The 26,973-nt window shown below is 39.9% G+C and carries 25 protein-coding genes and 8 tRNA genes; 7 read left to right on the forward strand and 26 right to left on the reverse strand.

All coding sequences use genetic code 11. The features are described 5' to 3' along the window. The first annotated feature begins 628 nt into the window (after nt 1-628). Nucleotides 629-2,047 (forward strand): alanine/glycine:cation symporter family protein, encoded by a 1,419-nt coding sequence (locus CWC14_RS12490; RefSeq protein WP_013464595.1) that lies wholly within the window; start codon nt 629-631, stop codon nt 2,045-2,047. A 687-nt stretch (nt 2,048-2,734) separates the two neighbouring features. On the opposite strand, the gene CWC14_RS12495 is transcribed toward CWC14_RS12490, so the two are convergent. The 12 genes from CWC14_RS12495 to CWC14_RS12550 form a co-directional block, all read right to left on the reverse strand. Next, nucleotides 2,735-2,821 (reverse strand) — tRNA-Leu (locus tag CWC14_RS12495). Nucleotides 2,822-2,858: 37 nt separating this feature from the next. Further along, nucleotides 2,859-2,932 (reverse strand) — tRNA-Cys (locus CWC14_RS12500). Between the two features lie 18 nt (nt 2,933-2,950). Then, nucleotides 2,951-3,026: transfer RNA gene (locus CWC14_RS12505), tRNA-Gly, on the reverse strand. A 65-nt stretch (nt 3,027-3,091) separates the two neighbouring features. Then, a tRNA-Leu gene (locus CWC14_RS12510) sits at nt 3,092-3,178 on the reverse strand. Between the two features lie 39 nt (nt 3,179-3,217). Next, nucleotides 3,218-3,293 (reverse strand) — tRNA-Gly (locus CWC14_RS12515). A gap of 66 nt (nt 3,294-3,359) precedes the next feature. Then, a tRNA-Leu gene (locus tag CWC14_RS12520) sits at nt 3,360-3,446 on the reverse strand. A 36-nt stretch (nt 3,447-3,482) separates the two neighbouring features. Beyond that, nucleotides 3,483-3,556 (reverse strand) — tRNA-Cys (locus CWC14_RS12525). Nucleotides 3,557-3,584: 28 nt separating this feature from the next. Then, nucleotides 3,585-3,660, reverse strand: a tRNA-Gly gene (locus CWC14_RS12530). A 139-nt stretch (nt 3,661-3,799) separates the two neighbouring features. Then, a complete protein-coding gene (gene pgsA / locus CWC14_RS12535; RefSeq protein WP_013464594.1) occupies nt 3,800-4,345 on the reverse strand; it encodes a CDP-diacylglycerol--glycerol-3-phosphate 3-phosphatidyltransferase in 546 nt (181 codons plus the stop codon). Nucleotides 4,346-4,387: 42 nt separating this feature from the next. Then, on the reverse strand, nt 4,388-6,211 hold the full coding sequence (gene uvrC, locus CWC14_RS12540; protein WP_013464593.1) for an excinuclease ABC subunit UvrC: 1,824 nt from the start codon (nt 6,209-6,211) through the stop codon (nt 4,388-4,390). Between the two features lie 9 nt (nt 6,212-6,220). Then, complete coding sequence (gene uvrY / locus CWC14_RS12545; RefSeq protein WP_016899482.1) at nt 6,221-6,871, reverse strand: UvrY/SirA/GacA family response regulator transcription factor; 651 nt, start codon at nt 6,869-6,871, stop codon at nt 6,221-6,223. Nucleotides 6,872-7,038: 167 nt separating this feature from the next. Further along, nucleotides 7,039-8,190, reverse strand: coding sequence for a dicarboxylate/amino acid:cation symporter (locus CWC14_RS12550; protein WP_016899481.1), 1,152 nt, complete (start codon nt 8,188-8,190; stop codon nt 7,039-7,041). A gap of 378 nt (nt 8,191-8,568) precedes the next feature. Here CWC14_RS12550 and cysK point away from each other — a divergent pair, with 378 nt between their 5' ends. Continuing rightward, nucleotides 8,569-9,537 (forward strand): cysteine synthase A, encoded by a 969-nt coding sequence (gene cysK / locus CWC14_RS12555; protein ID WP_064664058.1) that lies wholly within the window; start codon nt 8,569-8,571, stop codon nt 9,535-9,537. Between the two features lie 145 nt (nt 9,538-9,682). Next, nucleotides 9,683-10,132, forward strand: a complete 450-nt coding sequence (locus CWC14_RS12560) for a hypothetical protein (RefSeq protein WP_138563157.1) — start codon at nt 9,683-9,685, stop codon at nt 10,130-10,132. A 124-nt stretch (nt 10,133-10,256) separates the two neighbouring features. Here CWC14_RS12560 and CWC14_RS12565 read toward each other — a convergent pair whose 3' ends face one another. The 8 genes from CWC14_RS12565 to CWC14_RS12600 all read right to left on the reverse strand — a co-directional run bounded on the left by CWC14_RS12565 (nt 10,257) and on the right by CWC14_RS12600 (nt 18,782). Further along, entirely contained in the window at nt 10,257-12,533 is a 2,277-nt protein-coding gene (locus CWC14_RS12565) for an acyl-CoA dehydrogenase (protein WP_138563158.1), read from the reverse strand. 213 nt (nt 12,534-12,746) lie between these two features. Further along, nucleotides 12,747-13,535, reverse strand: coding sequence for a putative porin (locus CWC14_RS12570; RefSeq protein ID WP_138563159.1), 789 nt, complete (start codon nt 13,533-13,535; stop codon nt 12,747-12,749). A gap of 208 nt (nt 13,536-13,743) precedes the next feature. Then, the gene (locus tag CWC14_RS12575) at nt 13,744-14,118 is read right to left on the reverse strand and encodes a PH domain-containing protein (RefSeq protein ID WP_076921635.1); all 375 of its coding nucleotides are present in this window, start codon (nt 14,116-14,118) and stop codon (nt 13,744-13,746) included. Continuing rightward, nucleotides 14,118-15,026: an ABC transporter ATP-binding protein gene (locus tag CWC14_RS12580; RefSeq protein WP_076921631.1), complete on the reverse strand. Its 909-nt coding sequence runs from the start codon at nt 15,024-15,026 to the stop codon at nt 14,118-14,120. The genes CWC14_RS12575 and CWC14_RS12580 overlap by 1 nt, the downstream gene beginning before the upstream one ends. Beyond that, nucleotides 15,023-15,850: an ABC transporter permease gene (locus tag CWC14_RS12585; protein WP_076921629.1), complete on the reverse strand. Its 828-nt coding sequence runs from the start codon at nt 15,848-15,850 to the stop codon at nt 15,023-15,025. Before CWC14_RS12585 ends, CWC14_RS12580 begins: the two co-directional genes overlap by 4 nt. Before the next feature lie 142 nt (nt 15,851-15,992). Next, nucleotides 15,993-17,171: a cystathionine beta-lyase gene (locus CWC14_RS12590; RefSeq protein WP_138563160.1), complete on the reverse strand. Its 1,179-nt coding sequence runs from the start codon at nt 17,169-17,171 to the stop codon at nt 15,993-15,995. A gap of 3 nt (nt 17,172-17,174) precedes the next feature. Further along, the gene (gene nudC / locus CWC14_RS12595; protein WP_138563161.1) at nt 17,175-18,101 is read right to left on the reverse strand and encodes an NAD(+) diphosphatase; all 927 of its coding nucleotides are present in this window, start codon (nt 18,099-18,101) and stop codon (nt 17,175-17,177) included. Between the two features lie 186 nt (nt 18,102-18,287). Further along, on the reverse strand, nt 18,288-18,782 hold the full coding sequence (locus tag CWC14_RS12600; RefSeq protein WP_138563162.1) for a LabA-like NYN domain-containing protein: 495 nt from the start codon (nt 18,780-18,782) through the stop codon (nt 18,288-18,290). Between the two features lie 139 nt (nt 18,783-18,921). Here CWC14_RS12600 and CWC14_RS12605 point away from each other — a divergent pair, with 139 nt between their 5' ends. Together CWC14_RS12605 and CWC14_RS12610 are read left to right on the forward strand one after the other, a co-directional pair. Beyond that, entirely contained in the window at nt 18,922-19,545 is a 624-nt protein-coding gene (locus CWC14_RS12605) for a hypothetical protein (protein WP_138563163.1), read from the forward strand. Continuing rightward, nucleotides 19,545-20,291, forward strand: coding sequence for a DUF3307 domain-containing protein (locus tag CWC14_RS12610; RefSeq protein ID WP_138563164.1), 747 nt, complete (start codon nt 19,545-19,547; stop codon nt 20,289-20,291). Before CWC14_RS12605 ends, CWC14_RS12610 begins: the two co-directional genes overlap by 1 nt. Before the next feature lie 69 nt (nt 20,292-20,360). Here the strand turns inward: CWC14_RS12610 and CWC14_RS12615 are convergent, their stop codons facing one another. Together CWC14_RS12615 and CWC14_RS12620 are read right to left on the reverse strand one after the other, a co-directional pair. After that, a complete protein-coding gene (locus CWC14_RS12615; RefSeq protein WP_138563165.1) occupies nt 20,361-21,758 on the reverse strand; it encodes a DEAD/DEAH box helicase in 1,398 nt (465 codons plus the stop codon). Between the two features lie 171 nt (nt 21,759-21,929). Continuing rightward, on the reverse strand, nt 21,930-22,769 hold the full coding sequence (locus CWC14_RS12620) for an isopenicillin N synthase family dioxygenase (RefSeq protein ID WP_013464577.1): 840 nt from the start codon (nt 22,767-22,769) through the stop codon (nt 21,930-21,932). A gap of 309 nt (nt 22,770-23,078) precedes the next feature. Here CWC14_RS12620 and CWC14_RS12625 point away from each other — a divergent pair, with 309 nt between their 5' ends. Further along, nucleotides 23,079-24,281: a bifunctional alpha/beta hydrolase/OsmC family protein gene (locus CWC14_RS12625; protein WP_138563166.1), complete on the forward strand. Its 1,203-nt coding sequence runs from the start codon at nt 23,079-23,081 to the stop codon at nt 24,279-24,281. Nucleotides 24,282-24,337: 56 nt separating this feature from the next. Here the strand turns inward: CWC14_RS12625 and CWC14_RS12630 are convergent, their stop codons facing one another. Continuing rightward, nucleotides 24,338-24,856, reverse strand: coding sequence for a hypothetical protein (locus CWC14_RS12630; protein WP_138563167.1), 519 nt, complete (start codon nt 24,854-24,856; stop codon nt 24,338-24,340). Nucleotides 24,857-24,875: 19 nt separating this feature from the next. Beyond that, complete coding sequence (locus CWC14_RS12635; protein WP_138563168.1) at nt 24,876-25,628, reverse strand: alpha/beta fold hydrolase; 753 nt, start codon at nt 25,626-25,628, stop codon at nt 24,876-24,878. 125 nt (nt 25,629-25,753) lie between these two features. Here CWC14_RS12635 and CWC14_RS12640 point away from each other — a divergent pair, with 125 nt between their 5' ends. Continuing rightward, on the forward strand, nt 25,754-26,077 hold the full coding sequence (locus tag CWC14_RS12640; protein ID WP_090493947.1) for a hypothetical protein: 324 nt from the start codon (nt 25,754-25,756) through the stop codon (nt 26,075-26,077). Nucleotides 26,078-26,116: 39 nt separating this feature from the next. Here CWC14_RS12640 and CWC14_RS12645 read toward each other — a convergent pair whose 3' ends face one another. Then, the gene (locus CWC14_RS12645; RefSeq protein WP_138563169.1) at nt 26,117-26,707 is read right to left on the reverse strand and encodes a pentapeptide repeat-containing protein; all 591 of its coding nucleotides are present in this window, start codon (nt 26,705-26,707) and stop codon (nt 26,117-26,119) included. After that, complete coding sequence (locus CWC14_RS12650; RefSeq protein WP_138563171.1) at nt 26,707-26,916, reverse strand: hypothetical protein; 210 nt, start codon at nt 26,914-26,916, stop codon at nt 26,707-26,709. The genes CWC14_RS12645 and CWC14_RS12650 overlap by 1 nt, the downstream gene beginning before the upstream one ends. Nucleotides 26,917-26,973: the final 57 nt, after the last annotated feature.

The raw sequence follows: 26,973 nt of genomic DNA on the forward strand, positions 1-26,973 counted from the left end.
ATCAAACTCTTCAATTAAAAAGTTTTATGTCTTTCGACAGCTCAATGAATTCTGAATTTATTTAATATCTTTCGATATTGAATTGACTGTGCTGCAATTCCTACCGAAGTAGTTATTGCTGTTGGTCACTCAGTTTCAATTGAGACTCTAAATTTGTTTGCCTCACTTAGCAAACTAAGCTTGACTGTTAGAACTCAATCTGTACGAGTGCCCACACAGATGATTGCTTTATATTGTTAAAGAACGTTGCGATTAAAGCGTTAAACTTTATCTCGCTAGGGCTGCGCATATTACGCTTTCCTATTTTTTTGTCAACACTTAATTTTTAGTTTCTTTTAAAAGATTTAAAAGCTAAGTTTTACTCGACTTACTTACCGTTTGTTCAGCGCTTTTCATTGCTGCCTGCCGGGTCAGTGGATGCGCATTATAGGGCGAATCGATTTTAACGCAAGCGTTTTTAAAGGCTTTTTTGCATTTAATTTTTACCCCAAAGATACCCCACCTAGACACACATGTTACCCACAAAACCCTGTGGATAACTCATTTTTTTACGCTGTTTACTAAACTATTTACTGTGCTTGTGGTAAGTTGCGCCCGATATTTACAACTCGTTCACTAGGTAACGCACATGACAGATATAATAAATAGTATAAGTGGTCTCTTATGGGGTCATATTTTAGTGTACTTATTAATAGCTGCAGGGCTATTTTTTACAATACGTCTTGGTTTTATTCAATTTGTACAGTTTCCACATATGATTAAAGTCATGTTTCAAAGTCGCCAAGGGTCAGATGGTGGTATTTCCTCTTTCCAAGCATTTTGTACTTCTTTAGCAGCCCGTGTCGGTACTGGTAATATGGCAGGTGTTGCCGTTGCGCTTTATTTAGGTGGCGCAGGTGCTATTTTTTGGATGTGGTTAATTGCTTTAATTGGTATGGCTACTAGCTTTGCTGAAAGTACATTGGCACAAGCTTATAAAACTCGAGATGAAGAAGGTAACTTCCGTGGTGGTCCGGCCTATTATATGGAGTACGGACTTGGTAAGCGTTGGATGGGTGTTGTCTTTTCATTGTGCTTAATTTTAGCCTTTGGTTTAGTTTTTAACGCAGTACAGTCAAATTCTATTGCTGCGGCTTTTGAAGTCGCCTTTGGTATCCCTAACTATATAGTCGGTATCGCTCTTGTTATTGGTTCAGGTATTATTATATTTGGCGGTCTAAAAACAATTTCTCGATTTGCTGAATTAGCCGTTCCATTTATGGCTGCTGCTTACCTTGTGGTTGCACTTTATATATGTGCTGTAAATTACACTGAGTTACCTGATGTATTTATGCATGTGATTAGAAGTGCCTTTGGTCTTGAACAAGCGGGTGCAGGTGCAATTGGTTATGGGGTAATGCAAGCGATGATCCAAGGGATCAAACGCGGCTTGTTCTCAAACGAAGCCGGTATGGGTAGCGCTGCGAATGCTGCAGCAACGGCAACGCCAAACCCACCTCACCCTGCTTCACAGGGTTATGTACAAATGCTGGGGGTATTTGTAGATACTATTATTATTTGTACTGCAACTGCCGCTCTTATTTTATTATCAGAGCAATTAGTGCCAGGCTCGGATGTAACGGGTATAGCGCTTACACAAGCCGCCCTTGAAGAACATGTAGGCAGCTGGGGTGCCATATTTGTAGCAGTCGCTATTTTGTTTTTTGCATTTACATCTATTGTGGCTAACTACTCGTATGCTGAAACGAACTTATTATTCTTAGAACATAACCACGCATCTGGCATGCTGATCTTCAGATTATTAGTGTTAGGTATGGTGATGTTTGGTGCATTGGGCGAATTACCACTAGTGTGGACATTAGCTGATGTATCTATGGGCTTAATGGCAATAGTGAACGTAATCGCGCTATTTATGCTCTCTGGTGTTGTGGTGTGGCTTGCCAAAGATTATAACGCTCAGCGACGCGCTGGAAAGTTACCTACGTTTGATCCAAGTAAGAACGACAAACTCAATAAAACTATTCCAAAAGGTATTTGGCATAAATAATTAGTTTTTATACTTCAAGTTAAAAACCCGAAACGGCCATTGTCATTTCGGGTTTTTTATTGATTTAACTTTAATCTAAAAGTTACTGATAACAGTAGCCACTTATAAATTACTAGTGCGAAGATAGACGTTATTAAAGCCGCCCAACCTGCCTATAAGCTCACCTTATCCAAACATTATAAGCATCCTACAAGTAAATTTAATAACCTATGTAGTAGGTCTGAATGCTTATAACGACATCCCTGCTTAGGTTTATATACATTACTGCATAACCATAATAACTAACACTGCGCTTATTATACCAATCCGCAATAATACTCAATCATTTTGCGGGGCTAAACGTGTCGCTATCTGTGTTGAAAAATTCTCATTTAGAACAACTAAATAGCGATTTTTTTGCCTAGCTATCAACCCGTTTTTCCTGCCTCAAAATAGACCGCTTAATTAAGCGAATTGGTATTAAAGAGTCTAGTTTATGATTTAGCTAACGACCTACACTACACCTTGATTAACTTGTAAAAAAGTCTGAAGTGTTCAATGACAGTCTATTGGTGAGCCAAGAGTATGTATCAGACCTTGCAACAAACCATTATTGCTAACAACAGGGGGGAATAAATTTGTGTGCTTCAAGGGACTTAGTAATAAAGATATGATGATTTAATTAGATTTTACGGAAAGAATATAAAGTGGTGCCCGAGGCCGGACTTGAACCGGCACGACTTGTTAGTCGAGGGATTTTAAATCCCTTGTGTCTACCAATTCCACCACTCGGGCATCGAGTTTGCTAATTAAAGCGTGTGGAGTAATTATTTGGAGGCGGAACCCGGAGTCGAACCGGGGTAAACGGATTTGCAATCCGGTGCATGGCCACTCTGCCATTCCGCCTAAACATATCAAATAATTTGGAGCGGCACACGAGGCTCGAACTCGTGACCTCGACCTTGGCAAGGTCGCGCTCTACCAACTGAGCTAGTGCCGCATAATATTAATTCTAAATAATTTTTTCATAAGTTACATATTGGTGTATGTAACCAAACCACAAAGTGGTGCCCGAGGCCGGACTTGAACCGGCACGACTTGTTAGTCGAGGGATTTTAAATCCCTTGTGTCTACCAATTCCACCACTCGGGCATCGAGTTTGCTATTTAAAGCAAGTGGATAAAACTAATATGGAGCGGCACACGAGGCTCGAACTCGTGACCTCGACCTTGGCAAGGTCGCGCTCTACCAACTGAGCTAGTGCCGCATCATATTAATTCTAAATAAGATTTTTTATAAGTTACATATTGGTGTATGTAACCAAACCACAACGTGGTGCCCGAGGCCGGACTTGAACCGGCACGACTTGTTAGTCGAGGGATTTTAAATCCCTTGTGTCTACCAATTCCACCACTCGGGCATCGAGTTTGCTAATTAAAGCGTGTGGAGTGTTGATTGGAGGCGGAACCCGGAGTCGAACCGGGGTAAACGGATTTGCAATCCGGTGCATGGCCACTCTGCCATTCCGCCTCAATACTAGGTTAGCTTTAAGATAAACTGGAGCGGCACACGAGGCTCGAACTCGTGACCTCGACCTTGGCAAGGTCGCGCTCTACCAACTGAGCTAGTGCCGCTTTGTTTATCTAGGGGGCTATGCCCTCTCAACACGGACGCATTCTACAGAGATTATTAAACGCGTCAACACAAAAAATGCTACTTTTGAACTGTTTGATTATTTTTTATCTAAAATGGTGCGTTATTAGACGTTTACAATCAATTTTTGGTCAATTCTGCCCATGCTGCAACTAAATATTGCACCATAGAACTGAGCGTTAAAAACGTCGCTATATAAAGTAAGCCATAGCTTAAATACATCATCCAGGTATCGTACTGCCAAATTAGGCCAATAATGGCTAACATTTGCGCTGCGGTTTTTAACTTACCCATATCGGATACAGCTACATTGCCGCGTTTGCCTTGCTCAGCCATCCATTCTCGTAGCGCCGATATAACAATTTCACGGCTTATAATAATAAGTGCAGGAATAGTCATATACAAAGATTGATAATGCTCAGATAATGCAACTAAGGCAGCGCACACCATTACTTTATCAGCAACAGGGTCTAAAAACGCACCAAAAGGCGTTGATTGTTCAAGCTTACGCGCTAAATAGCCATCGAGTATGTCAGTGATTGAAGCAAGCCAAAAAATAAAGGCAGCAACAAAGAATGCCCATGAATAAGGCATATAAAATATCACCAAAAAAATGGGGATAAGAAAGAGTCTAAACGTTGTGAGTGTGTTTGGAATATTCCACATAACTACTTGGATATGTCTTTTTTTCTATATTCGCACATAGGGCTAGCCCTTGTCATGCAAATGGTTAAATATCTTCTCAGCCATGTCAGGACTGATCCCAGGAACTTTCTTTAGCTGTTCTATATTAGCAGCTTTTACGCCTTGCATGCCCCCTAAATATTTTAATAATGTTTGTCGACGCTTTGAACCAACGCCATCTATTTCTTCTAATAGCGACTGAGTTCGCTGTTTTTGACGCTTATTCCGATGTCCTGCAATAGCAAAGCGATGCGACTCATCGCGAATATGCTGAATTAAATGCAGTGCGGGTGCATCAGAATCCATAGGAATAGTTTTACGCCCACCGTCAATAAGTAAAGTTTCAAGGCCTGGTTTACGGCTAGTGCCTTTTGCAACCCCAACTAATAGTGGCATTTTTGCATGCGGCCAGTTTTCAAAGTATTGTTCTGCCCTACCTAATTGGCCTTTACCACCATCAATAAAAATAACATCAGGAATTTTATCTTCATCCACTAACTTGTTATAACGTTTGTTTAGTGCAAATTCCATAGCGGCGTAATCATCGCCACCAGTTATGCCCGTGACGTTGTAACGACGATATTCTTTATTGTTAGGCCCTTGAGAATCAAAGACAACACAACTGGCCACGGTGTTTTCGCCCATGGTGTGGCTGATATCAAAACATTCCATGCGATTAATGTCATCAAGACGCAAGGTAGCCTTTAATTGAGCATAACGCTTGTTTATAGAGTCTTGAGTGCTTTGCTTAACCGTAATACTATTTAATGCGTTTTTATTGGCTAACTGTAAGTACTGTGCTCGCTCACCACGAGTAACCACTTTAAGCGATACTTTACGTTCACTAATTTGAGTTAGTGCTTCGCTGAGCGCATCACTTTCTTCAATTTCAAATGGTAAGATGATTTCTTTGGCAATGCGCCCTGTTGCTCCCGGCGCTAAGTAATATTGGCCTAAGAAAGAGGTTAAGATTTCCTGTTCCTGTGAGTCTTTAGGCACCTTTGGAAAATAAGTTTTACTACCCAGCACTTTATGATCGCGGATCATTAATAGATGAATCCCATTTAAGCCATTTAAATGGGCAAAACCTACAACATCCATTTCAGCAAAATTACCTGAGATAGACTGCTGCTCCTGCATTTTACGCAATAGCATAATTTGGTCGCGAACTTTAGCTGCGAGTTCAAAATTAAGCTGCTCACTGGCTTTTTCCATTTTAGCGATAAGATCGGCTATTACTTCATGGGATTTACCGGTTAAAAATTTACGGACATAATCCACTTGCTGCGCGTATTCATCTTCAGAGACTTTATTAACACACGGCGCAGAGCAACGTTTTAATTGGTATTGCAAGCATGGCCGACTACGCGCACGGTAGTAAGCGTCTTCACATTGACGTACCGGAAATATTTTTTGCATTAAGCGCAAACTTTCTGATACGGCTCCAGCGCTTGGAAACGGGCCAAAATATTCGCCTTTTACTTTTCTGCTACCACGATGAAAGGCTAAACGAGGGTGCTTATGATTCGTGAGTAATATGTACGGGTACGATTTATCATCACGTAACAGAATATTATAACGTGGCTGATATTTCTTAATGAGGTTATTTTCAAGCAGTAATGCTTCTGTTTCTGTATTAGTAAGTGTGACTTCAATATTACAAATATTACTCACTAAAACACGGGTTTTGCTGTCGGTAATGTTGCTGCGAAAGTAACTGCTCACCCGCTTTTTTAAACTTTTAGCTTTACCGACATAAATAACTTGGTTGTCATTATCGAGCATGCGATAAACGCCTGGCTCACTCGATAATGTTTTTAGAAACTGGGCATGATCAAATTCAGACATATATATCGACTAGTAAGAGATATCTATATCAATCATTTTGTAACGAATGGCTAAATGAGTAAGCTCTACATCGCCCCCTACGTTAAGCTTTTCAAACATACGATAGCGATAACTGTTTACTGTTTTAGAGCTTAAATTTAAGCGCTCAGCAATATCCTGTGCTTTTTCACCTTTGGTGATCATCAGCATAATTTGCAGTTCACGCTCAGACAAACTTTGAAATGGGTTTTCATCAGTTCGCCCAGTAACCTGCGCAAGCGCAATTTGCTGTGCTATTTCTGGCGCAATATAACGTTGCCCTGCATGCACGCAACGTATAGCACGCACCATTTCATCAGACCCTGCCCCCTTGGTTAAAAAACCATGAGCACCAATTTGCATAACCTTGCTCGGAAATGGGTCTTCACAATTAACTGTAAGCACAATAATTTTTACATCGGGACAATAACGGCAAATCTTTTTAGTTGCCTCAAGCCCGCCCATACCAGGCATGTTCATATCCATTAATACTATATTTGGCGCATGTTGACGACAAAACTGTACAGCCTCTTCGCCTGTTTTAGCTTCACCTATTACTTTAAAACCACGTATGTCATCAAGAATACGTCTGATCCCTGTGCGCACAAGTTCATGGTCATCAACTAAAAGTACGTTAATCAATGGAACACCCTCACTAGCCTAATAAGATGCAAGTTAACAAAATTAATTTTCAACATTAGCATAGATACGACGAAACCATAACTAATATTATGCTTTCGCCGTCGGTCTCTATGACCCAATATTGTCAAAGCGTATTTACCTATCGTAGGTAAATACGCCATAGTGATTTAAGCTGAGGCTTTTTCACTAAAACGGTCTACCCACAAAGCAATGATACCGTCGCCAGTTACATTACACGCAGTGCCGAAGCTATCTTGTGCAAGGTACAGCGCAATCATTAGTGCCACTGCACCTTCGTTGAAACCAAGCATACTAGTTAATAAACCTAACGCCGACATTACCGCGCCACCTGGGGCACCTGGTGCAGCAATCATAACCACACCTAGCATCATAATGAATGGCAGCATAGCCATTAGTGAAGGTACTTCCATGCTAGGCGATAAAAACATCACAGCCATAGCACAGGTAACTATTGTAATTGTTGAACCTGATAGATGAATAGTGGCACATAATGGGACTGTAAAGTTAGCTACATCTTCTTTAACGTTATTTGCTTTACTTGATTGCAAAGAGACTGGAATGGTTGCCGCGCTCGACATGGTTCCTAATGCAGTAAAGTACGCAGGTAGCATGTTTTTAATTAGCTCAATAGGATTACGCTTAAGTAATAGGCCCGATACAATATAAAGCACACTCAACCATAACCAATGCATCACTAATGCGGCAATGAGTACTACACCAAAGGCCTGTAATGTATCAACAACGGTACCTGCCACGGTCATTTCAGCAAACACACCCGCAATGTAAAACGGTAATGCCGGAATAATCACCTTAGCAAGTAAACCATCTATAATATCGCGCCCTTGATCAGACACCGTTTTTAATGTGTCTAAACCTAACTGGCTCATACCAATACCAAATACAAATGCTGTGACTAAAGCAGTCATTACACCCATTAATGGTGGAATTTCTAAGTCAATAAAGCTACCTACCTCGGTGACTGCTTCAGCTTCAAATGAAATTCCACCGCTTAGGAACGGAATAATCGCTGTGACTAATAAAAACGCTAAGGTACCGGCAATAATTGTTGAGCCGTAAGCAAAACCAACCGTTTTTCCCAGTAAATGCCCTGACCCTTTAGGCAGCCCGGCAATCCCAGAGGCAATAAAAAACAAAATAATCAGTGGAATTGTAAAACTAATAAGCTGGCCAATAAGCTCTTTTACTGTGTATAAAAGCTCAACGCCAGTTAAGGGAATATAAAGTCCGACTAAAATACCGGCCACAATACCGGCAATTAATTTTAAGATTAACTTCATGGTGATTACTTTATTGAATTTAGATAATGTGTTTTTATCATGTTTTGAATAGTTTGTGTCAATAAACTGTTCAACCGCAGTTCATTTGCACAATTAACCAACAAAATATAAGTATGTAGTGTTGATTTGTTTAAATAACGACTACATAAACAAAAAATACAGTACAAAGTTAAAAACGAACAAATGGCTTCAAGTTCACCTTTTTTAATAACTAAAAAAATAACAGGTTGAGTTTTTAGTTCAATCCGTTATAAGCGGAATTAATATATGTTATAGCCAAAGCTTACTTTAACTTTTTTTATCTCACAGTAAAGTAGGCTTATAAAGTTAACAGACTAACTGTTAATGTGTTGATCAGATTGTACCTAAAGGAACATTATGTCTACTATTTTTGAAGATAACTCACTAAGCATCGGTAACACACCGTTGGTAAAACTTAACCGTGTTACAGGTGGGAATGTATACGCTAAAATTGAGTCGCGTAACCCAAGCTTTAGTATTAAATGCCGTATTGGTGCATCGATGATTTGGGAAGCTGAAAAATCAGGTCAACTTACCAAAGATAAAGAGCTTATAGAGCCAACATCAGGTAACACGGGCATTGCACTGGCATTTGTAGCAGCCTCACGCGGCTACAAATTAACGCTTACAATGCCAAACACCATGAGCTTAGAACGTCGTAAGCTATTAAAAGCACTCGGTGCTAATCTTGTACTAACAGACGGTGCTAAAGGTATGAACGGTGCTATTGCTAAGGCCAAAGAAATTCAAGCATCAGCCCCTGAAAAGTTTATTTTATTACAACAATTTGAAAACCCTGCAAACCCTAAAATTCACTTTGAAACAACAGGCCCAGAAATCTTTGATGCACTTGATGGCAAAATCGATTTCTTTGTTGCAGGCGTTGGTACTGGTGGAACTATCACAGGTGTAAGCCGTTATCTTAAAAAAGAAAAAGGCTTAAATGTAAAATCAATTGCTGTAGAGCCAAGCCATTCTCCGGTAATTAGCCAAACTCTTGCTGGTGAAGAAGTAAAACCTGGGCCACATAAGATTCAAGGTATTGGTGCAGGCTTTATTCCTGGGAATTTAGACCTATCAATAATTGATGGTGTAGAGCAAGTCTCTAATGAAGAATGTATAGCAATGTGTCACGAGCTAATGAAAAAAGAGGGGATTTTAGTTGGTATTTCATCAGGTGCGGCTGTGGTTGCAGCGAAACGTATTGCTGAACGTCCTGAAAATGCAGATAAAAATATTGTGGTTATTTTGCCAAGTGCAACAGAGCGCTACTTATCAAGCCCGATGTTTGACGAAGAGTTTAGCGAACAAGAGCTTGTGCAATAATCAAGCGTTCTGATTAAAAAAGGATGTTTTTTAACATCCTTTTTTATTGCTTATTTAATAAGTTACTATCTATTTAGTCCACTCCTCTTTACATCTTCTCCATTCCACCACACACTTTATGTATAAGTAATCAACCTGACCAAATATGAAAACAATTTTAACCATTTTTGTGCTCATTTTTAGTATTTTGATCGTTGACTGTAATGAAAATACTAAACCTAAAGAGCAGTACATTGACAATGATCGTCCAGGCGACACTGCTACTGTGTATTTTGATGCGCTTTATAACCAGCATAACTTGCAAAAAGCCAGCGATTTCGCAACACCTAAATTAGCCCGCATAATGAAATCGTATGGGACGGCAAAACAGTTTGCGCGTAGTCTTATTAATTTACAGTACGATGAAGTTGTGATTGAAATTGATATGTCAAATTCAAGCCTGCGAGAACAGTATGGCAATCAAGCTAAAATAAACATTGTGTTTACCGGTTATTTTAATGGTAAAAAAATCGATGATTTCCGCAGCATCGAAATGCTTAAAATAAAAGGTAAGTGGTACGTAGATAAAATCATCGCCGATCCTTACGGGCGCTGATCAGTCATTCAAAGCCTTAGTAACGATAACCGTATATTCGAGCTTAAAAAATACACAACATAAAAAAAGCCTTAAATCATAAACTTAAGGCTTTTTTTATTATCTACATTATTATAATCCAGTGTTAAATGTCTTCAGGTTTAAAGTTATCAACCGCAATAGCCTGCATTCTTAGCTTATTGGCATGATGCATTGCTTCACCATCAACTTTAGTTACTAACTCATGTTCAAGTGCGTAATCAATCGCTTGTTCAATATCATAGGTGGCAGGCACCTTGCCTTTTCGTTGCCACTGTTTTAACAGCTTAAACTGATTGTGCATATCGTGCATTGCTAAGAAAGCATTTTCCATGACGCCTGTTCCGGCATTTTCATCCACATAACATAAATGGGTAAGTCTATTTCTAAATACCCCTGGTTGAGTCATGTGTTCGCAAATACGCTGGGCAATAGCATCACTTGGTTTGTGATAATGATTACCTAATGGAAAAACAATACGCTTAAGTGCAAAGTTAATCACTGGATTAGAAAAGTTTTTAAAGAAGCCATCAAATGCTTGGCCTATTGCATATAACGATGTCTCTATAGCATATTTTACAAAAGGCAAATCAGCTTGTTGACGCCCTTCATCTTCAAAACGCTTTAATACCGTGGATGCAATATATAAATGACTTAACACATCGCCTAAACGTGCCGATATCATTTCTTTACGTTTAAGTTCACCACCTAACATCAACATTGCAACATCCGTTGTAAACGCCAATCCTCGGCTCATTCTACCTAATTGTTTATAATAGACGGCCGTCTCTCCACATACAGGCGCTTTGGCAAAGTAGCTGCGAGTTAAACCATGCACCAAGGCCATACTTGCATTACTCAGTGCAAATACAATGTGCTTCATTAACAAGCCATCAAATTGCTCAAGTGCAGCATCATCGTCATCCATTGCTGCAACTTCCATCTCTTTTAACACGAAAGGATGACAACGGGTTGCACCTTGGCCAAATATCATAAGGTTACGGGTAAGAATATTAGCGCCCTCTACGGTAATAGAGACAGGAATACCCATATAACCGTGTGCTAAATAGTTATTAGGCCCAACCTGAATCCCTTTACCTGCATGAATGTCCATTGCATCATTCATTACCGTTCGACCCATTTCTGTCATGTGGTACTTTGCAATTGCAGTTACTACTGACGGGCTAAGTTTTAAATCAATTGCACCTGCGGTCATTAATCGGCATGATTCCAATGCATAAGTTAGTCCACCAATACGTGCCAACCCTTCTTGTACGCCTTCAAATTGCCCAATTGACACGCCAAACTGTTGGCGTACAACCGTATAAGCCGAGGTCATCTTAGCTGCCAAGTGCCCTGTTGCAGTGCTTAATGCCGGTAATGAAATACCACGCCCTGCGCTTAAACACTCTACTAGCATGCGCCAACCGCGCCCTGCCCCTTGCTGGCCACCTATAATCCAATCAAGCGGAATAAATACATCCTTACCGTACGTTGTGCCATTCATAAACGCCATGTTAAGTGGGTAATGACGCTCTCCTGTTTTAACACCTGGGTGATCAGTTGGAATAAGTGCACACGTTATTCCGAGCTCTTTTTCATCGCCTAACAATCCATCTGGATCGTACATTTTAAATGCAAGACCTAACACAGTCGCCACAGGCGCAAGGGTAATGTAACGTTTTGACCAATTTAAACGCAGTCCCAACACTTCCTTACCATCATGCTCGCCTTTGCACACCACGCCTGAATCTGGAATACTGCCAGCATCAGAGCCAGCCTCTGGGCCCGTTAATGCAAAACAAGGTACATCGTCGCCTTTTGCAAGGCTAGGTAACCAACGATTTTGTTGCTCAGTTGTTCCGTAATGCAGTAATAACTCACCAGGACCTAAACTATTTGGTACCATGACCGTTACGGCGGCCGTTAAACTTTTAGTCGCAATTTTTGACACTATGGTGGAATTAGCAATAGCAGAGAATTCAAGACCCCCAAATTTTTCTGGGATGATCATTGCAAAAAACCCTTCGGTTTTTAAAAAGTCCCAAACCTCTTTAGGTAAATCTTTGTCTTTTTGTACAATTTTATAGTCATCAAGCATGGCTAATAAAGTTTCAACTTGATTATCTATAAATGCAGTTTCTTTTTCACTTAACTTAGGTCGCGGATAATTATGTAATTTTTGCCAGTCAGGCTCACCACTAAATAACTCGCCATCCCACCAAACATCGCCTGCTTCCATGGCTTCTCGCTCTGTTTGCGATAATGGCGGCAACACCTTTTTAAACATCTTAAAAGTAGGTCGAGTAATTAAATTAAGGCGGATATCTTTAATCGCAAACACCACGACCACCACCACCAGTAATATAATAAATACTGACATGAGCACATTCCTTTTACAGTTATAAAAACATTGATTTAATTATGACCGATCTTAATTTAAATACAATGGGCTGTCAGACGAGTGCCACTAAATGATGAAGTTATTCTATTGCGATTAAAATGTAACGATGAGTAAAGTCACTAATTTATTACACACAGCAAAAAGCCCACAAAATGTGGGCTTTTTACTACTTAACTGGTTTTAATTATTTAATTAAAACTGAAAACGCATGTTAGCAAAGTAAGCATCGTTATCTGAGTCATCTGCGTTGTTGCCGTAACCCACTTTTAAACCAATGTTTTTATTGATGAAGTGTTGAGCACCAAAGCTGTAGTTGTCTTCTTTATCGTAAGCTGCAAATACAGAAGTCGCTTTAGAGAAATAGTAGTTTGTTTCTACGTTCCATTGATCATCTGCTTCGTCAAGGCTTACAAATGTACCTTCTACTGTTAAGTAGTTACCTTGTTGTAAATCAACAAAGTATTTAGCAGCTACTGAACGAGAATCAAAATCATCATCTGATTCTACAGTGATACCTACGTAATCTGTATCGTTTAGCATGTGGTTGTATGCTAAAGAAAAGAATGTAACGTTATCACCATCTTTTTGATCAACAAATCTTACTTTTGCAAGTAAGTCTGGGTTAAAGAAATAACCAGCAGAAAGTGTGTATGACTCGTCGTTAGAGTTGAAATCAGTATTTTGGTAAGACGCACCAACAACAAAATCTTCAACGAAGTATTCACCGCCAATAGCAGTTACATCGCCAAAATCATCATCAGCGTAGCTACCAAATACGTTACTTTGCTTGTTAATGTATTCGAATTGGTCGTATGGACCTAGTGTGCTCTTTGGAGAGAAGTAGTAAGTAGAGTCCACGCTGATAGTATCGTTGTTATCAGTATCTGTGTAGCCTAAGTTACTGATTGATTGATAGCTATCTGCAGCGTGTGCAGCACTAGATAATAAAAGACCTGAAATAATAATTGCTAACTTTTTCATAATGAAACATCCCTATGTACATTGTTTTTGTACTTTAACTACATTGCTAAAGTGGGGGTATGCTAACGCCGCGAAACTGAACGAAAACTGAATCAAGCAATTGTATTTGTTAGGGAATTTGTAAGAAAGTGTTGGAGTAATTTATGTTAAAGTAATCGCAACAAGCTGTAAACAATTACTTTAATTTTACACCGATTTTTGTTTGTTTCTATAATGAATACTGGCTAATTATCCTATAAACATCATTTATGTTATCACCAGCTTTAAAGTCTTTGCTGATAGGGTTTGGATCAGATCCAACCCAAATTTTCAGTTCTGCATCTAAATCAAAGTGCCCCGCACTTTCTTTGCTGAACTTAGTTATCTTAGAGTAAGCAATACTGATCATTTCCATTTTAGAACCAGTCACACCTTGTTTATCTAATAAAATTAGTCGCTTATTAGTAAAGATAAACATATCACGGACAACTTTATACGCTTTTTCAACTTGCTCACCTTCAATAAGGGTATTTGCCAACACTTTCTCTAAATCAGCGTCATCCACTTCACTGGCATTACCCATTAAACCACTAAATAGTCCCATTATAGTTTCTCCTGTTTAAATATTTGATTTTCTAATGTATGGCCATTTACTAACTGCCGATACTGCCAATTATGTTGGCGACAAAATTGCAATAGTGCTATATCGAGCGGATCACTGGTTGGTTGATACTCAATCACGTACTCTTTGTGCTGGCTCATATAAACACGACTCACCCCCTCAAGTGCTTGGAGTTGTTGCTCCACATTTTGATACACGTCGCTAAGCATTAAGGTGTAAAAGTGCTTATCGGTGTTCACTGCTTTAGTTTGGTGCTCGCTTAATACGCCTTTATCCAAATGGAGTACTTGGGAACACAGTCGTTCTAATTCAGTTAAATCATGTGAACTTAAAATAAACGTCGCTTGGTCACTTAACTGAGATACCAACTCGCGCACTTCTCTGGCATGAATAGGATCAAGCCCTGCCGTGGCTTCATCTAACATTACAATTTGTGGTGAGCCAATTAATGCTTGCCCTATGGTTACACGCTTGCGCATACCGTGGGATAAATCCCCAGCGCGGTTTTTTGCAATTTCGCTAAGGCCCACTAAATCAAGCACACGAAGTGCCTCTACGTGGCTTTGCTTAGTACTCATGCCTTGTAGCTTGGCATAAAAACTAAGTTGTTTATCTATATTAAAACGCGGATCAAGCTGGGCATCTTGCGGTAATGCACTCACTTTATTAAATAAAGCAGCGCTGCCTGGTTTATGGCCAAGTATTTCAAGCTCTCCCATGCTAGGGGCTATATAGCCGCACAGCAAACTAAATAAAGTAGTTTTTCCTGCGCCATTAGGGCCAACAAGCGCAACGGGAGCACCTTTTTGAATCTCAAAATTCACATTATTAAGAGCCAGTTTTGAGCCGTACGATTTACTTAAATTACGCCCTGTGATTAATGATTTCATAGTGAGCTCCTTGCAAAAACACGTTGCGCAACCACAAGTAGCACCGCTGTTTGCACAAGCGGAATAGCCAATGCACTCAATAGCGGTAAGTTCTGTCCCGCTAATAACTCTATTTGCACACCAGGGAATAAATAATCAAGCACACTTAATGCGGGTATTTGCCACTCTAGCAATCCAACAATAATGCCACCGGCTGTAAAATATAAAATGGCTAACACAATAGATAAGCGAGATGAGCTCGCAAAAGTATTAATCAAACTCATTAACGCAACAAACGGCGCAAAAGTAACAATGAGAATTAAAAATATTGAAACTGCACGGCCAACGCCACCAGCAAGTAAGCTCGGATCGCGAAACCCGAGCACCGCCAATGTCGCTACCAATGTAATGCCAACTAAACAGGTTAGTACCGCTAGCTGCCCTAAAAATCGACCAAAGAGTATTTCAAAGCGGGTTGAGCGCAGTGATAAAAACCTTAAAGTCCCCCTCTCTCTGTCACCCACAGTTTGATCACTACAAATAAATAAGCTAAAAACAGGAAAACTATACAAAGCAATTAGCCAATACATAGCAAATTCGGCTTCAGGCCAATCAAGTAACTTATTTAATCCAATAGAGCCGGAAATATCACGGGCTATTTGTTCAAAATCGGGGGAGCTGATAATGCCCACTGCCTGCCCTATGGGGTAACGTAAAATAACAAGCCACACTAGCGCAAAAGCCGCCAGTGCAATAAGTCCTCGTTTAGTTAAAAACATACGTATAAGCTCAAAACCCGCAATTTGAGTTAAGCGCCCTACGTTTATTGGTAATGGTGTTGCCATTGACTATCCTTAATGACGTTGTTCATGCTTTAAAATAAGCGTTATTTAACAACACTAAGTGTAAACACGTTGAATTGCTAGCAAAAAAAGCCTACTCAGAGGTAGGCTTTGTAACAAATAATGTAATTTAAACAATTAGTAATTATAAATGTTGCTCATAAATAGCTAATGCTTGCTGTAAGTCGGCAATTAAATCTTCAGCATCTTCTAAGCCAATGTGCAAACGAATAACAGGTCCATGCTCCCATCCTGTTTGCGAGCGCAGCCCTTTCATTGATAGGTTTGCCGTTACTAAGCTCTCAAAGCCTCCCCAAGAAAAGCCCATTTTAAAATGCTGCAAGCTATCTAAAAAAGCATCAATGGCCTTTTGGTTACCGGTTTTCATTACAAACGAAAACAAACCATTACTACCGTCAAAATCGCGTTTGAAAAATTCATGCCCAGGACATGTTTCAAATGCTGGGTGGCGAATATGATCAACTAACTCGTGCTGCTCTAACCATTTAGCAACATCAATAGCCGCTTTTTCATGCTGATTTAATCGCACCGCCATGGTACGCAAACCTCGTAGTGCTAAATACGCATCATCTGCACTGGTGCATTGCCCGAGTAAATAAGAGTGTTCACGAAGTGTTGGCCAATATTTTTTATTCGCTACAGCTACGCCCATCATCACATCTGAATGACCTACAATATATTTGGTTGCCGCTTGAATACTAATATCAACACCGTGTTCAAGCGGTCGATAATGTAAGCCATTTCCATAGGTATTATCGAGTATTGTCATTAACTGATGTTCATGTGCCACTTGCACCATAGCGGGAACATCTTGAATTTCCATGGTAATTGAACCCGGAGACTCTAAAAACAACACTTTGGTATTGTCTTGAATGTACTCTTTTATATCTGCGCCAATCATGGGCGGATAATAGGTCGTAGTAATGCCCAGCCCCGCTAAAATCTTGTCGCAAAAATCACGGGTTGGCTCGTAAACAGTATCCACTATTAAAATATGATCACCGGACTTTAAAAACGATAACAATGTTTGGCTTATCGCTGCCGCGCCACATGGGTATAAGGCACAGCCTTCACCCCCTTCGAGTTCAGTAATTGCCTCTTGCAGGGCAAAATGCGTAGTGGTGCCACGACGGCCATAAAATAACGTTTTATCACCGCGTGTTTTAGCCGCTTCTTTAAGCTCACTCACCGAATCAAATACAATCGTTGAAGCGCGCTGTACCACAGGATTGACTACGCCATGGGTGTACGCTTTTTTGCGCCCTGATGAGACTAACTGAGTATTTTTATTTTTGCTCGACATGATTCATCCTTCTATCTGAGTACGCCAATATTCAATTAAATAACGCGAAATTGAATCAGCTCTAGGTAGCTTTAAATGCTCCCCTTGATGGTGCCAATCTTTAAATTGCGCAAGTTCTTCGCGAGAAAACCACTTTGCATCTTCAAGTTCATCTTGCTCTGTGCTTATTTCATCACTGCTTGCTGTGGCAATAAAACCTAGCATAATTGACGAAGGAAACGGCCAAGGTTGCGAAGCAATATATTCAGCTTTTTCCACAGTAATACCCGCCTCTTCTTTTACTTCTCGGATCACGGTTTGTTCAAGGGTTTCACCAGGGTCAACAAAGCCTGCAAGCGATGAATACAATCCTTTTGGCCAAGTTGCTTGGCGACCCAATAAGCAGCGTTCAACCCCATCAGAAAATGTTTTAGTTACTACCATAATAACCGCAGGATCGGTACGCGGAAAAGTCTGGTGCAAACACGCAGGATTGTCGCATAATCGAGAGTGACCCGCTTCAACTAAGTGATTTTTGGTACCACAACGACCACAAAAACTATGAGTGGCATGCCAGTAACACAACCCACGGGCAAGCGCTGCATTTGAGCCATCTTCAAGCGCCACCTGTGTACCAAACTGGCGAATATCTGCAAACTGGGCGCCATCAATAATCGTTGCTAATAACGACTCTTCGAGTGCGGTTACATCTAGCGCAAATACGGCATTATCCTGCTCATTTGAACCTAAAAAAATAGCCTGCGTTAAATCTAAATGTGCCACCTGTAGGTAAGCCAAATACACCACCTCAGGGCTACTGTTAGCAAATAAGGTGTGATTGCCTTTAACTAAAAGCCATAAGCTGTCTGCTGTTTTTTTTGCGTCTACCCAAGTAGGGTCTTTGCGCGCATTTGAGCCTCTGTCTAATGGCATATTACTGTAGTTAAGCATGTAATTCCTTGATACTAATTGATTCTTAAAATTACCATAATCATCCACTAAACCCAATTTATTACCGCCATAAAAAAAGCCTAAATTAGGCTTAATTAATCTATGCACCCGCTGTATTAAAAATGCTCATGTTGAAGGTGGGCATTCTGCTCAAAATTACACCGAAACAACGCAGCGCTTATACTTTTAAAGTAGTAGCTGTTTGTCAATTAAATGAAATTGCTCAGCACTTTGCTTAAGTACCTCTGCGGTTAATTTATCAGCACCATATACATCACACGGAACATTGTATTGATTTTTTAAGTGCCCAAGTAATAACGCAAAGTCACCGTCACCCGAGAGTAAAATAACCTTATCAAGCTGCTTTCCCTGCTCTAGCATATCTATGGTTATACCTACATCCCAATCGCCTTTGGCACTGCCGTCACGGCGTTGAATAAAGGGTTTTAGTTTTACTTCAAAGCCAATAGCGCGCAAAATATTTTGAAACTGATTTTGCTTTTCATCACCTCGGTATATTGCATAAGCAAACGCACATTCAATATCGTATTGTTGCTCTATCATTCGCCAAAAGGCATTGTAATCAAAGTTTTTACCGTAGCTTTCACGACAGGTGTAATAAATATTTTGTACATCGACAAAAATACCTACACGAGGTTTACTGCTTTGTTGTGAGGTCATTATTATGTCCTAATGAGTAATACTTGCAATTGCGTGTTAAGTAACCTAAATTAGTTACCAAACCCAATGTAACCAAATGCGGTTACATTTTAAGATGTAACCAAAATTAGTTACATATAAATAATCTATCTGGATTTATATGATTGGTGTGATCAGCGGCGATATAATTAAATCGCAAAAAATACCTAAACAACAATACGATGCCATGCTTTATCAGCTAGAGCAAAGTTTACGTGCAAATTGTAATAAAACAACATCTTGGGATATTTACCGTGGGGATGCATTTCAGCTGCAAGTAGAAAAAAGTGAACGGTTAGTTACCACCGCTATTCTTATCTATCTACAGCTCAAATCTGCCGGCTATGAATTGCGCCAAAGCATGGCATTGGGACACATAGATAACCCTGGTACGAGTATAAAAACGGCTACAGGCTCTGCATTTACTCTCTCTGGTCATGAGCTAGATAAAATGACAAACCAACGTTTTACATTTGCTATTGCAAAACAACCAGTTGATGAGAGCTTTAAGCTAAACCTAGCGTTTGTTGATGTATTGCTGTGTAAAATAACTCAAAAACAAGCAAACGCTTTGTATGCGTATTTAACCCATACTAATAACAACCATGCTGCCTTAGCTAAAGAGCTCAACACCAGCCGAGAAAACGTTACTAAGCTGCTAAATCTTGCTAACTATCAGCTGATAGAGCGATTTATTTTACATGCACAACAATGGCTTAAAAGCATACAGCAAGGACATGACTAATGGAATTTTCACTATTACTCGTTGCACTGATTATTGGCCACTTACTCGCTGATTTTTATTGGCAACCCATGAGCTGGGTAAACGACAGAAACACCCGTCATTTTAAAGCAAAAAAACTTTACTACCATGTATTGGTTCACGGAATTACCAGTGCAGTCGTTGTGGCACTTTGGGAATATAGTTTTGGCTGGCAACAACTAAGCAGCGTATTACTGGCCACCAGTATTATTATGATCAGCCACTACTTTATTGATATTGCAAAATCGTATTCAAATAAAGGCGTGGTGCCTTTTTTATTAGACCAAATTACCCATATCACCGTCCTTATTGTGATAAGCATTTGGCTCACTGATAATCAGCAATTTAATAACAATTTTATGGCGTTATTGTTCAACGAAAAAGTGCTGTGGGTTATAACTGGTTACCTTATTATTTTAAGTCCCAGTGCGGTATTTATAAGAATGATGTTAGAGCGTTTAACTAATCATTTTTCTAGTGATGGTAGCCTCCCTTTAGCAGGACAAAGTATTGGTATGCTCGAACGAGTACTTATGCTGACATTTATTTTATTAGATCAGTTTGCTGGGCTTGGGTTTTTAATTGCCGCCAAATCCGTGTTTAGATTTGGCGACTTAAGTGCCAGCAAAGATAAACAACTCACGGAATATGTGATGCTAGGCACGTTACTGAGTGTTAGCGTTACGCTGTTTGTTGGCCTAGGCATTAATTATTTACTGATAAATTAAAAACAAAAAAAGCGCTAACCTTAAAGCTAGCGCTTTTTTGCAGCTGCGTTTAACTAAACGCAGTGACAATTAGTCGTTATTTGCTGGACGACGACGGCGCTGACCAGTGCCCCCTACCGATTGACGCTTTGCCCAAGGGTTTTGTGCATTCTCGTCTGTTTTTGCTGCTGGCTTTTTAGAGCCACCACGACGTGGGCCTGTACCATTGCCACCATTGTTAAGCTTTTTGCTATTAGGTTTGCTGCTATCAGATTTAGGCTTATTAAATGGTTGTTTTTTCTTTGGCTTTTTAGCAGGCAGTGGGCGAGCATCGAGGGCGCGCTCAGCAACAGGGTTAGCCGGTTCAAAGCCTTCTTCTTCAGCACGAGGAATTAACTCGCCAATAAAGCGTTCAATACCGTATAAATCCACTGCATCGTCGACCGTTACAAACGAAATGGCATGCCCTGATGCACCCGCACGACCAGTTCGGCCAATACGGTGAACATAATCTTCATATACATTAGGTAAGTCGTAGTTAACTACGTGTGGAAGCTCAACAATATCTAAACCACGAGCAACAATATCAGTTGCCACTAATACGCGCACTTCACCACTTTTAAAGCCTTCAAGTGCTTTAACACGTGCGCCCTGAGATTTATTACCATGGATTGCTGCGCCAACAATATCATCGCGTTCAAGTTGCTTAACTAAACGATTAGCACCATGTTTAGTACGGCTAAATACCAGTACTTGTTGCCAATCGTTGCTACGAATTAAATGGCTTAATAAGGCCGTTTTACGCGCTTTATCGACAGCGTACACGCATTGAGTCACGCTTTTAGCAGTGGTGTTTTTGGCAGCGACTGAAATTTCAACCGGATCGTTAATTAACCCTTTGGCCAATGCACGAATGTCGTCAGAAAAGGTTGCTGAGAACATTAAGTTTTGACGTTTTTCAGGCATTTTTGCAATTAAGCGTTTAATGTCGTGGATAAAGCCCATGTCTAACATACGGTCGGCTTCATCTAAAACCAGTACTTCAACGCTATCAAACTTAACTGCGTTTTGATTATGTAAATCAATTAAACGCCCAGGTGTGGCCACTAAAATATCAACCCCTTTGCGAAGGCGCTGCATTTGTGGGTTAATTTTTACACCACCGTAAACCACAAACGAACTCACATCAGAATGCTTAGCGTACTCTTCAACGTTTTCGCTTACTTGCAACGCAAGCTCTCGGGTTGGCGTTAAAATAAGCGCACGTACATGATTACTTTTTGCTTTAGTGCCCGACGATAAACGCTCAATTAGTGGCAAAGTAAAACCAGCGGTTTTACCTGTACCTGTTTGTGCTGCGGCCATTACATCGCGACGCGCAATAATTGCTGGGATAGCTTGAGCCTGAATAGGCGTTGGCGTTTCATAGCCCTTTTCTAAAACCGCATTAACTAAAGACTGTGATAAACCTAAACCATCAAAACTCATATAAACTCTCTATTTCAAATTAGGCCAAAGTGGCCAGTTGCGCGCATTATACCTTTAGTGGCTCAGAATGCATGCCATTATTTACTTTGTGTCAAATCAATACACACAAATACTAAAAAAGCGGCTAAACAGCCGCTTTTTATTTACCTGAGCATTACATATGCTAAAGGATTATTTTACACCTAGCTCACGTAAACGCTCTTGTAAGTAGCTATCTGCTGTGTAGCGTTCAGATAACACCACATCTGGACGAGGATGCAAAAACAAAGGTAATGAAATACGTGATTTGGTTGTTGCTTTACCTGATGGATTAATTACACGGTGAATCGTTGATGGGAAATAGCCACCTGATGCTTCTTGTAGCATGTCACCAATATTAATAATTAAACTACCAAAATCACATGGCACATCTAACCAACCGCCATCGGTTTTTTGTACTTGTAAACCTGGCTCGTTTGACGCTGGTAATACGGTTAATAAGTTAATATCACCGTGCGCAGCAGCACGAATAGCACCTGGCTCTTCATCACCTGTCATTGGCGGGTAATGTAAAATACGCAACAACGTTTGCTCAGACTGGGCAATCATATCTTTTAAATCGATAGAGAACTTAGCACGGACTTCTTCAGGCGCTTCAGCCTGAACCCAGCTTAATAATGTTGCCGCAAATTCATTAGCTAAACGGTAGTACTCACGCACATCAGCCTCTAATTGTGCAGGAACACGGCCTTTAGGGTAAACATGAAAGTACTCTTTAATGTCTTTTACTGTATGGCCTTTAGCAACTTCTGATACCGACGGTGGAAAATAGCCATCTTGCGTTTCTTTTGAAAATAAAAACTCATGCTTCTGCTCTGAGTTAAAAAAGTCTTGCCAATTTTTATAAATAGACTCAACTAAAGATTGCGGAATAGGATGGTTTTTTAATACGCCAAAACCAGTATTTCTCAACGATTCAACAAATTGCGCAGCCGCATCGTCCGCTTTATAATCAACTGTAGGTAATTGCATGGTACATTCCAGTAAGTAGGTTGTTAGAAGCCATTTACCAATTCGCTTAAGCCACAGGTCTACACGAAATTAGTATTACATTCAAATATAGCTTAACTACTTAATTCAAGTAATAAAGGCTGCATTTTTATGCTGTGCGAGGATAGACAAACCCCTTTGAAATTATAAGGACATATGTCCGCACTTAATTGGTAAGCCCTTTCTAGCTTGATCGAGATCAAAATAATGCCAGTATTGAATTTTCTCCTCATCGTACCAATCTCTTCTTTATCAGCACCACACACTTTATCAATTAGTTAAGGTATTCTCATGCGACAAAAAGTCTCTTTTAAAAGCGGTGAATTAGAACTTGCTGGACAACTTGAACAGCCCTCTGGTGAGGTGAAATTTTATGCCTTATTTGCCCACTGTTTTACCTGCTCTAAAGATGTAGCGGCTGCAACACGAATAAGCCGCGCACTCACTCAGCAAGGCATTGCCGTATTACGCTTTGATTTTACAGGGCTTGGTAATAGCGACGGTGACTTTGCTAACAGTAACTTTTCATCAAACATTCAAGACTTAGTGGCTGCTGCCAATCACTTAAGAACACACTTTAAAGCACCTCAGTTATTAATAGGTCACAGCTTAGGTGGTGCTGCGGTGCTTGCAGCAGCAGAGCACATACCCGAAGTATCGGCCATTACGACCATAGGCGCGCCATCAGATGCCCAGCATGTTACTCATAACTTTGCTGCTCATTTAGATGAAATAAACCAATCGGGTGAAGCAAAAGTGTGTTTAGCTGGGCGTGAGTTTACGATTAAAAAGCAATTTATAGATGACATCGCCAAATACGATAACAGCCATATAGGTAAGCTTAAGCGTGCTTTGTTGGTTATGCACTCTCCTATTGATGCCACCGTGAATATTAGTGAAGCCGAAAAAATTTACGCCGCTGCCAAGCATCCAAAAAGCTTTATAAGTTTAGATAATGCCGATCACTTACTCAGCAATAAAGAAGACGCTAACTACGCAGCCGACGTCATTGCTACGTGGGCTAATCGCTATGTTGAATACGAGAAAACACCCTATAGTGCAAAATTAACTAACGGCAGTGTATTAGTTGAAGAAAAAGATCATCAATTCACTCAACACGTGAGTACTAAAAACCATACATGGCTTGCTGATGAGCCTACCGATGTCGGCGGCAAAAACTTAGGCCCAGACCCTTATGATCATTTACTCGCTGGGCTTGGAGCGTGTACTGCAATGACACTTCGCATGTATGCAAGTCGCAAAGAGTTACCGCTAGAGCATATAAAAGTAGAGCTTAACCATACCCGTAATTACAACCAAAATTGTGATAATTGCGAAAAAACCGGCAATATAGAGGCCATTACCCGCAAAATAACCTTACAAGGAGATTTAACTGACGCTCAGCGAAATCGATTACTCGAAATAGCCGACAAATGCCCTGTGCATAAAACGCTACATAACAGCCCTTTGATGGTGAGTGAACTGGTAGAGTAACTTAAAACTAAAATAGCGCAGTAGGCCTGCGCTATTTTTTTTAAATATAAGTTTAATTAAAATTTATTAAAAAATTGTATAGCTTCAATATTAAGCAAAGCTGTTGGGTCACACGTATACTCAAATTCTTCCATCTGTTCAGTACTGTGCTTATTCGGTGAAGACAGAATTGCGGATTCTGGGGCATAAGCTTTTAAAAGAACACCTCCTGATTCAATTGCGTTTAAACCGCTACCAAACATCTCTGCAACATTTTGCAAAGGAGTCCAACAGAAACCAATCTTATTTTGATCATATAAAAATTGGCACTCACCACGATATAGTACCAATGCTTTCCCGGTGTATTTTGGAAGAGTCAATTTTAAGACGCTGAGCAAAAGTATATCGTTTGAAAGCTTATGCCTTAACTGCCCTCCATTTTCAGTCCAAACAAGATGAACTTTATCTTTTTCAATATGTAACTGGTCATATGATCTTAATATAAATTCAAAAGCTTCAGTCCAAATAAAACCTTTGAGATCACAAGTATAAATGCCAGCTACAAATTTACGGCCTACTTGCTCATATAATTCCATTGTTACTCGTCCCTAAAGCTTATTCATTTTCTAAAAACGCCGCTACCTCTTTACTCATTTTATCTACCAACCATTTAGGCCCGCCATCGTACATATCGTTGTGACGTGATTTTTCTATCAACGTTTGCGTAACAGGATAAACGGTTAACTCTTGGTCGGTTAAAAGCACGTTCACATCGGCTGGGTAATCACTACCTCGAAGTGTGAGCACATGTATGTTTTTATTACGTGGCAATAACATGCGGCGGTGATCGAGCGTAATTAATTGGCTTACTTCATTTGGGTAAATAGCTGCATACAAGGCTGAAATATCTCCACCATTTGAGTGACCAAATAAAGTGAGTTTTGTAAAATCATACTCAGGGTATTTAACACTTAGCTCGTTGACTAAAAATTTGAGGGTTACAACACCCCGGTGCCAGTTTTCCATACGGGTAGTTAAGTATGGCTGCGCATGATTAAGTGCAGGGTCGGTTTTAAGCTCATGTGCTACCGCAATGCTTAAATACCCTTGCGCATTAAATAACTTACTCGCAAAGGTGTATTCATTGTGGCTAATGCCATACCCTGCATTTACAAATACCACTGGGCATTTTACTTGCGCGCTGCACTTAAGGTGGTTAGCTGGTAGGGTAATATTTACAGGTATAGAGCGATTACGACTATCATCAATCACTACATCGTCTTGGGCATAACTTGATGATGCAAATAGCGTAGTGCTTAAAGTCAGCGCACTTAATATTAAACGCTTTTTATAATTTTTAACATGCATTTCATTGTATTATCTATATATTTTTAACTAGTATTAATTTTTATTATAAAGGTTAGCACGCTCCTTTACTAATTTATGCGATAATAGCGATTATTGTTTTACTATTATTGCAAAAGAATCCATTCATGAAATCATACAGCAGCATTGAACAGCGCATCGATATTCTCCAAAGCAGAATTGAAGCCTACCAAGAAGAAATTAAAGTGTTACAAGCAGAGCCGAAAAGTAACAACGAACGGATTATTTTTAAGTTTATTGAAACCGGCAGTACTGGTAAAACCAAAGACTTTGTCAGAGAGCTTGGGATTAAATCACCGCGTGATAGCTTATATTCATCAGGAGATGTAACTAAACTGATTAAAGATGGCGCGGATGATATTTCGCCTGAGCTACTGAGCATAGCCCGCGCACTGGCTAGCGCGCGCAATAAAAATGGCCCTACTTGCTAATAGTAAATACAATAACGTATTAGCCGTAAGCTCTTGCGGCTAATCAACCAGCTCGATATCAAGTCCTGTTAATAGATTTAACGCTTCAAGCCGTTCAAACTTTGCATTACTCACATCATTGCTTGTTATATCAATATTAAATTGCGTTGCGCCAACAAAATTTGCTTTTCTCAAATTAGTTTGATGAAACAGGCTGTCTCTAAAGTCAGTATCCGAGAAGTTGCTTTGAACTAAGTTAGCGTGTCTAAAATCGACATCTTTGGCAAAACAGTTCGTCATTGTTAAGGCTTTTAACTGTAATTCAAAAAACGAACTATGGCTCAGCTCACACTGTTTAAAACTCACCGGTGACGTTAGCGCTAATTGCGGCCAATTTACTTGCCCCCACACTATGCTATTGAGCTTACAGCCTTTAAAATCCACCTCTTCTAATGAGCTATAGTTCCAACTTAAATCACTCAAATTGCAATTGATAAACTCACAATCGATAAAACGACAGTTACTGAATTGACTGTGGCTAAAATCACACTCAATAAATTGGCATTGCTCAAATTCAATGCCACTAAAACGTTGAGCTGTTGCTTTAACCTTGAAGAATTCGTGCTCATAATAATCATTTTGTGAAAACATCAGACGGCTTTTTTAGGTGAATCACTCTTTAAAGCTAATACAGCAATAAATATAAGCCCAAGTATCGGCACCAAACCTAAAAAGCCACCGATAATACCGACTATTATAGGAGTTGTTGTTTTACGCTTTCCTAAGAAATAACTAACTAGCCCAAATATCGGTATTAAAACGAGAACTATAAGACCTAAAAGGGTCGCATTAAAAGACATTTTATTTCCTTATTATTAATTAGTTAAGCTTAAAGTAAATCATAAAAAAACCCTTGG

This window comes from Pseudoalteromonas sp. S3260, from assembly GCF_005886925.1.
In the GTDB taxonomy this organism is placed as follows: domain Bacteria; phylum Pseudomonadota; class Gammaproteobacteria; order Enterobacterales; family Alteromonadaceae; genus Pseudoalteromonas; species Pseudoalteromonas tetraodonis.

Excerpts from the sequence above, each read along its gene's own strand:
- CWC14_RS12640 (WP_090493947.1), top strand. The coding sequence starts at position 25,754 with ATGAAATCATACAGCAGCATTGAACAGCGCATCGATATTCTCCAAAGC.
- CWC14_RS12605 (WP_138563163.1), top strand. The coding sequence starts at position 18,922 with ATGATTGGTGTGATCAGCGGCGATATAATTAAATCGCAAAAAATACCT.
- CWC14_RS12600 (WP_138563162.1), bottom strand. The coding sequence starts at position 18,782 with ATGACCTCACAACAAAGCAGTAAACCTCGTGTAGGTATTTTTGTCGAT.
- CWC14_RS12560 (WP_138563157.1), top strand. The coding sequence starts at position 9,683 with ATGAAAACAATTTTAACCATTTTTGTGCTCATTTTTAGTATTTTGATC.
- CWC14_RS12615 (WP_138563165.1), bottom strand. The coding sequence starts at position 21,758 with ATGAGTTTTGATGGTTTAGGTTTATCACAGTCTTTAGTTAATGCGGTT.
- cysK (WP_064664058.1), top strand. The coding sequence starts at position 8,569 with ATGTCTACTATTTTTGAAGATAACTCACTAAGCATCGGTAACACACCG.
- pgsA (WP_013464594.1), bottom strand. The coding sequence starts at position 4,345 with ATGTGGAATATTCCAAACACACTCACAACGTTTAGACTCTTTCTTATC.
- CWC14_RS12575 (WP_076921635.1), bottom strand. The coding sequence starts at position 14,118 with ATGGGACTATTTAGTGGTTTAATGGGTAATGCCAGTGAAGTGGATGAC.
- CWC14_RS12625 (WP_138563166.1), top strand. The coding sequence starts at position 23,079 with ATGCGACAAAAAGTCTCTTTTAAAAGCGGTGAATTAGAACTTGCTGGA.
- CWC14_RS12565 (WP_138563158.1), bottom strand. The coding sequence starts at position 12,533 with ATGTCAGTATTTATTATATTACTGGTGGTGGTGGTCGTGGTGTTTGCG.
- CWC14_RS12610 (WP_138563164.1), top strand. The coding sequence starts at position 19,545 with ATGGAATTTTCACTATTACTCGTTGCACTGATTATTGGCCACTTACTC.
- CWC14_RS12590 (WP_138563160.1), bottom strand. The coding sequence starts at position 17,171 with ATGTCGAGCAAAAATAAAAATACTCAGTTAGTCTCATCAGGGCGCAAA.
- CWC14_RS12585 (WP_076921629.1), bottom strand. The coding sequence starts at position 15,850 with ATGGCAACACCATTACCAATAAACGTAGGGCGCTTAACTCAAATTGCG.
- uvrC (WP_013464593.1), bottom strand. The coding sequence starts at position 6,211 with ATGTCTGAATTTGATCATGCCCAGTTTCTAAAAACATTATCGAGTGAG.
- CWC14_RS12650 (WP_138563171.1), bottom strand. The coding sequence starts at position 26,916 with ATGTCTTTTAATGCGACCCTTTTAGGTCTTATAGTTCTCGTTTTAATA.
- CWC14_RS12490 (WP_013464595.1), top strand. The coding sequence starts at position 629 with ATGACAGATATAATAAATAGTATAAGTGGTCTCTTATGGGGTCATATT.
- CWC14_RS12570 (WP_138563159.1), bottom strand. The coding sequence starts at position 13,535 with ATGAAAAAGTTAGCAATTATTATTTCAGGTCTTTTATTATCTAGTGCT.
- CWC14_RS12645 (WP_138563169.1), bottom strand. The coding sequence starts at position 26,707 with ATGTTTTCACAAAATGATTATTATGAGCACGAATTCTTCAAGGTTAAA.
- CWC14_RS12580 (WP_076921631.1), bottom strand. The coding sequence starts at position 15,026 with ATGAAATCATTAATCACAGGGCGTAATTTAAGTAAATCGTACGGCTCA.
- CWC14_RS12620 (WP_013464577.1), bottom strand. The coding sequence starts at position 22,769 with ATGCAATTACCTACAGTTGATTATAAAGCGGACGATGCGGCTGCGCAA.
- nudC (WP_138563161.1), bottom strand. The coding sequence starts at position 18,101 with ATGCTTAACTACAGTAATATGCCATTAGACAGAGGCTCAAATGCGCGC.
- CWC14_RS12635 (WP_138563168.1), bottom strand. The coding sequence starts at position 25,628 with ATGCATGTTAAAAATTATAAAAAGCGTTTAATATTAAGTGCGCTGACT.
- CWC14_RS12550 (WP_016899481.1), bottom strand. The coding sequence starts at position 8,190 with ATGAAGTTAATCTTAAAATTAATTGCCGGTATTGTGGCCGGTATTTTA.
- CWC14_RS12630 (WP_138563167.1), bottom strand. The coding sequence starts at position 24,856 with ATGGAATTATATGAGCAAGTAGGCCGTAAATTTGTAGCTGGCATTTAT.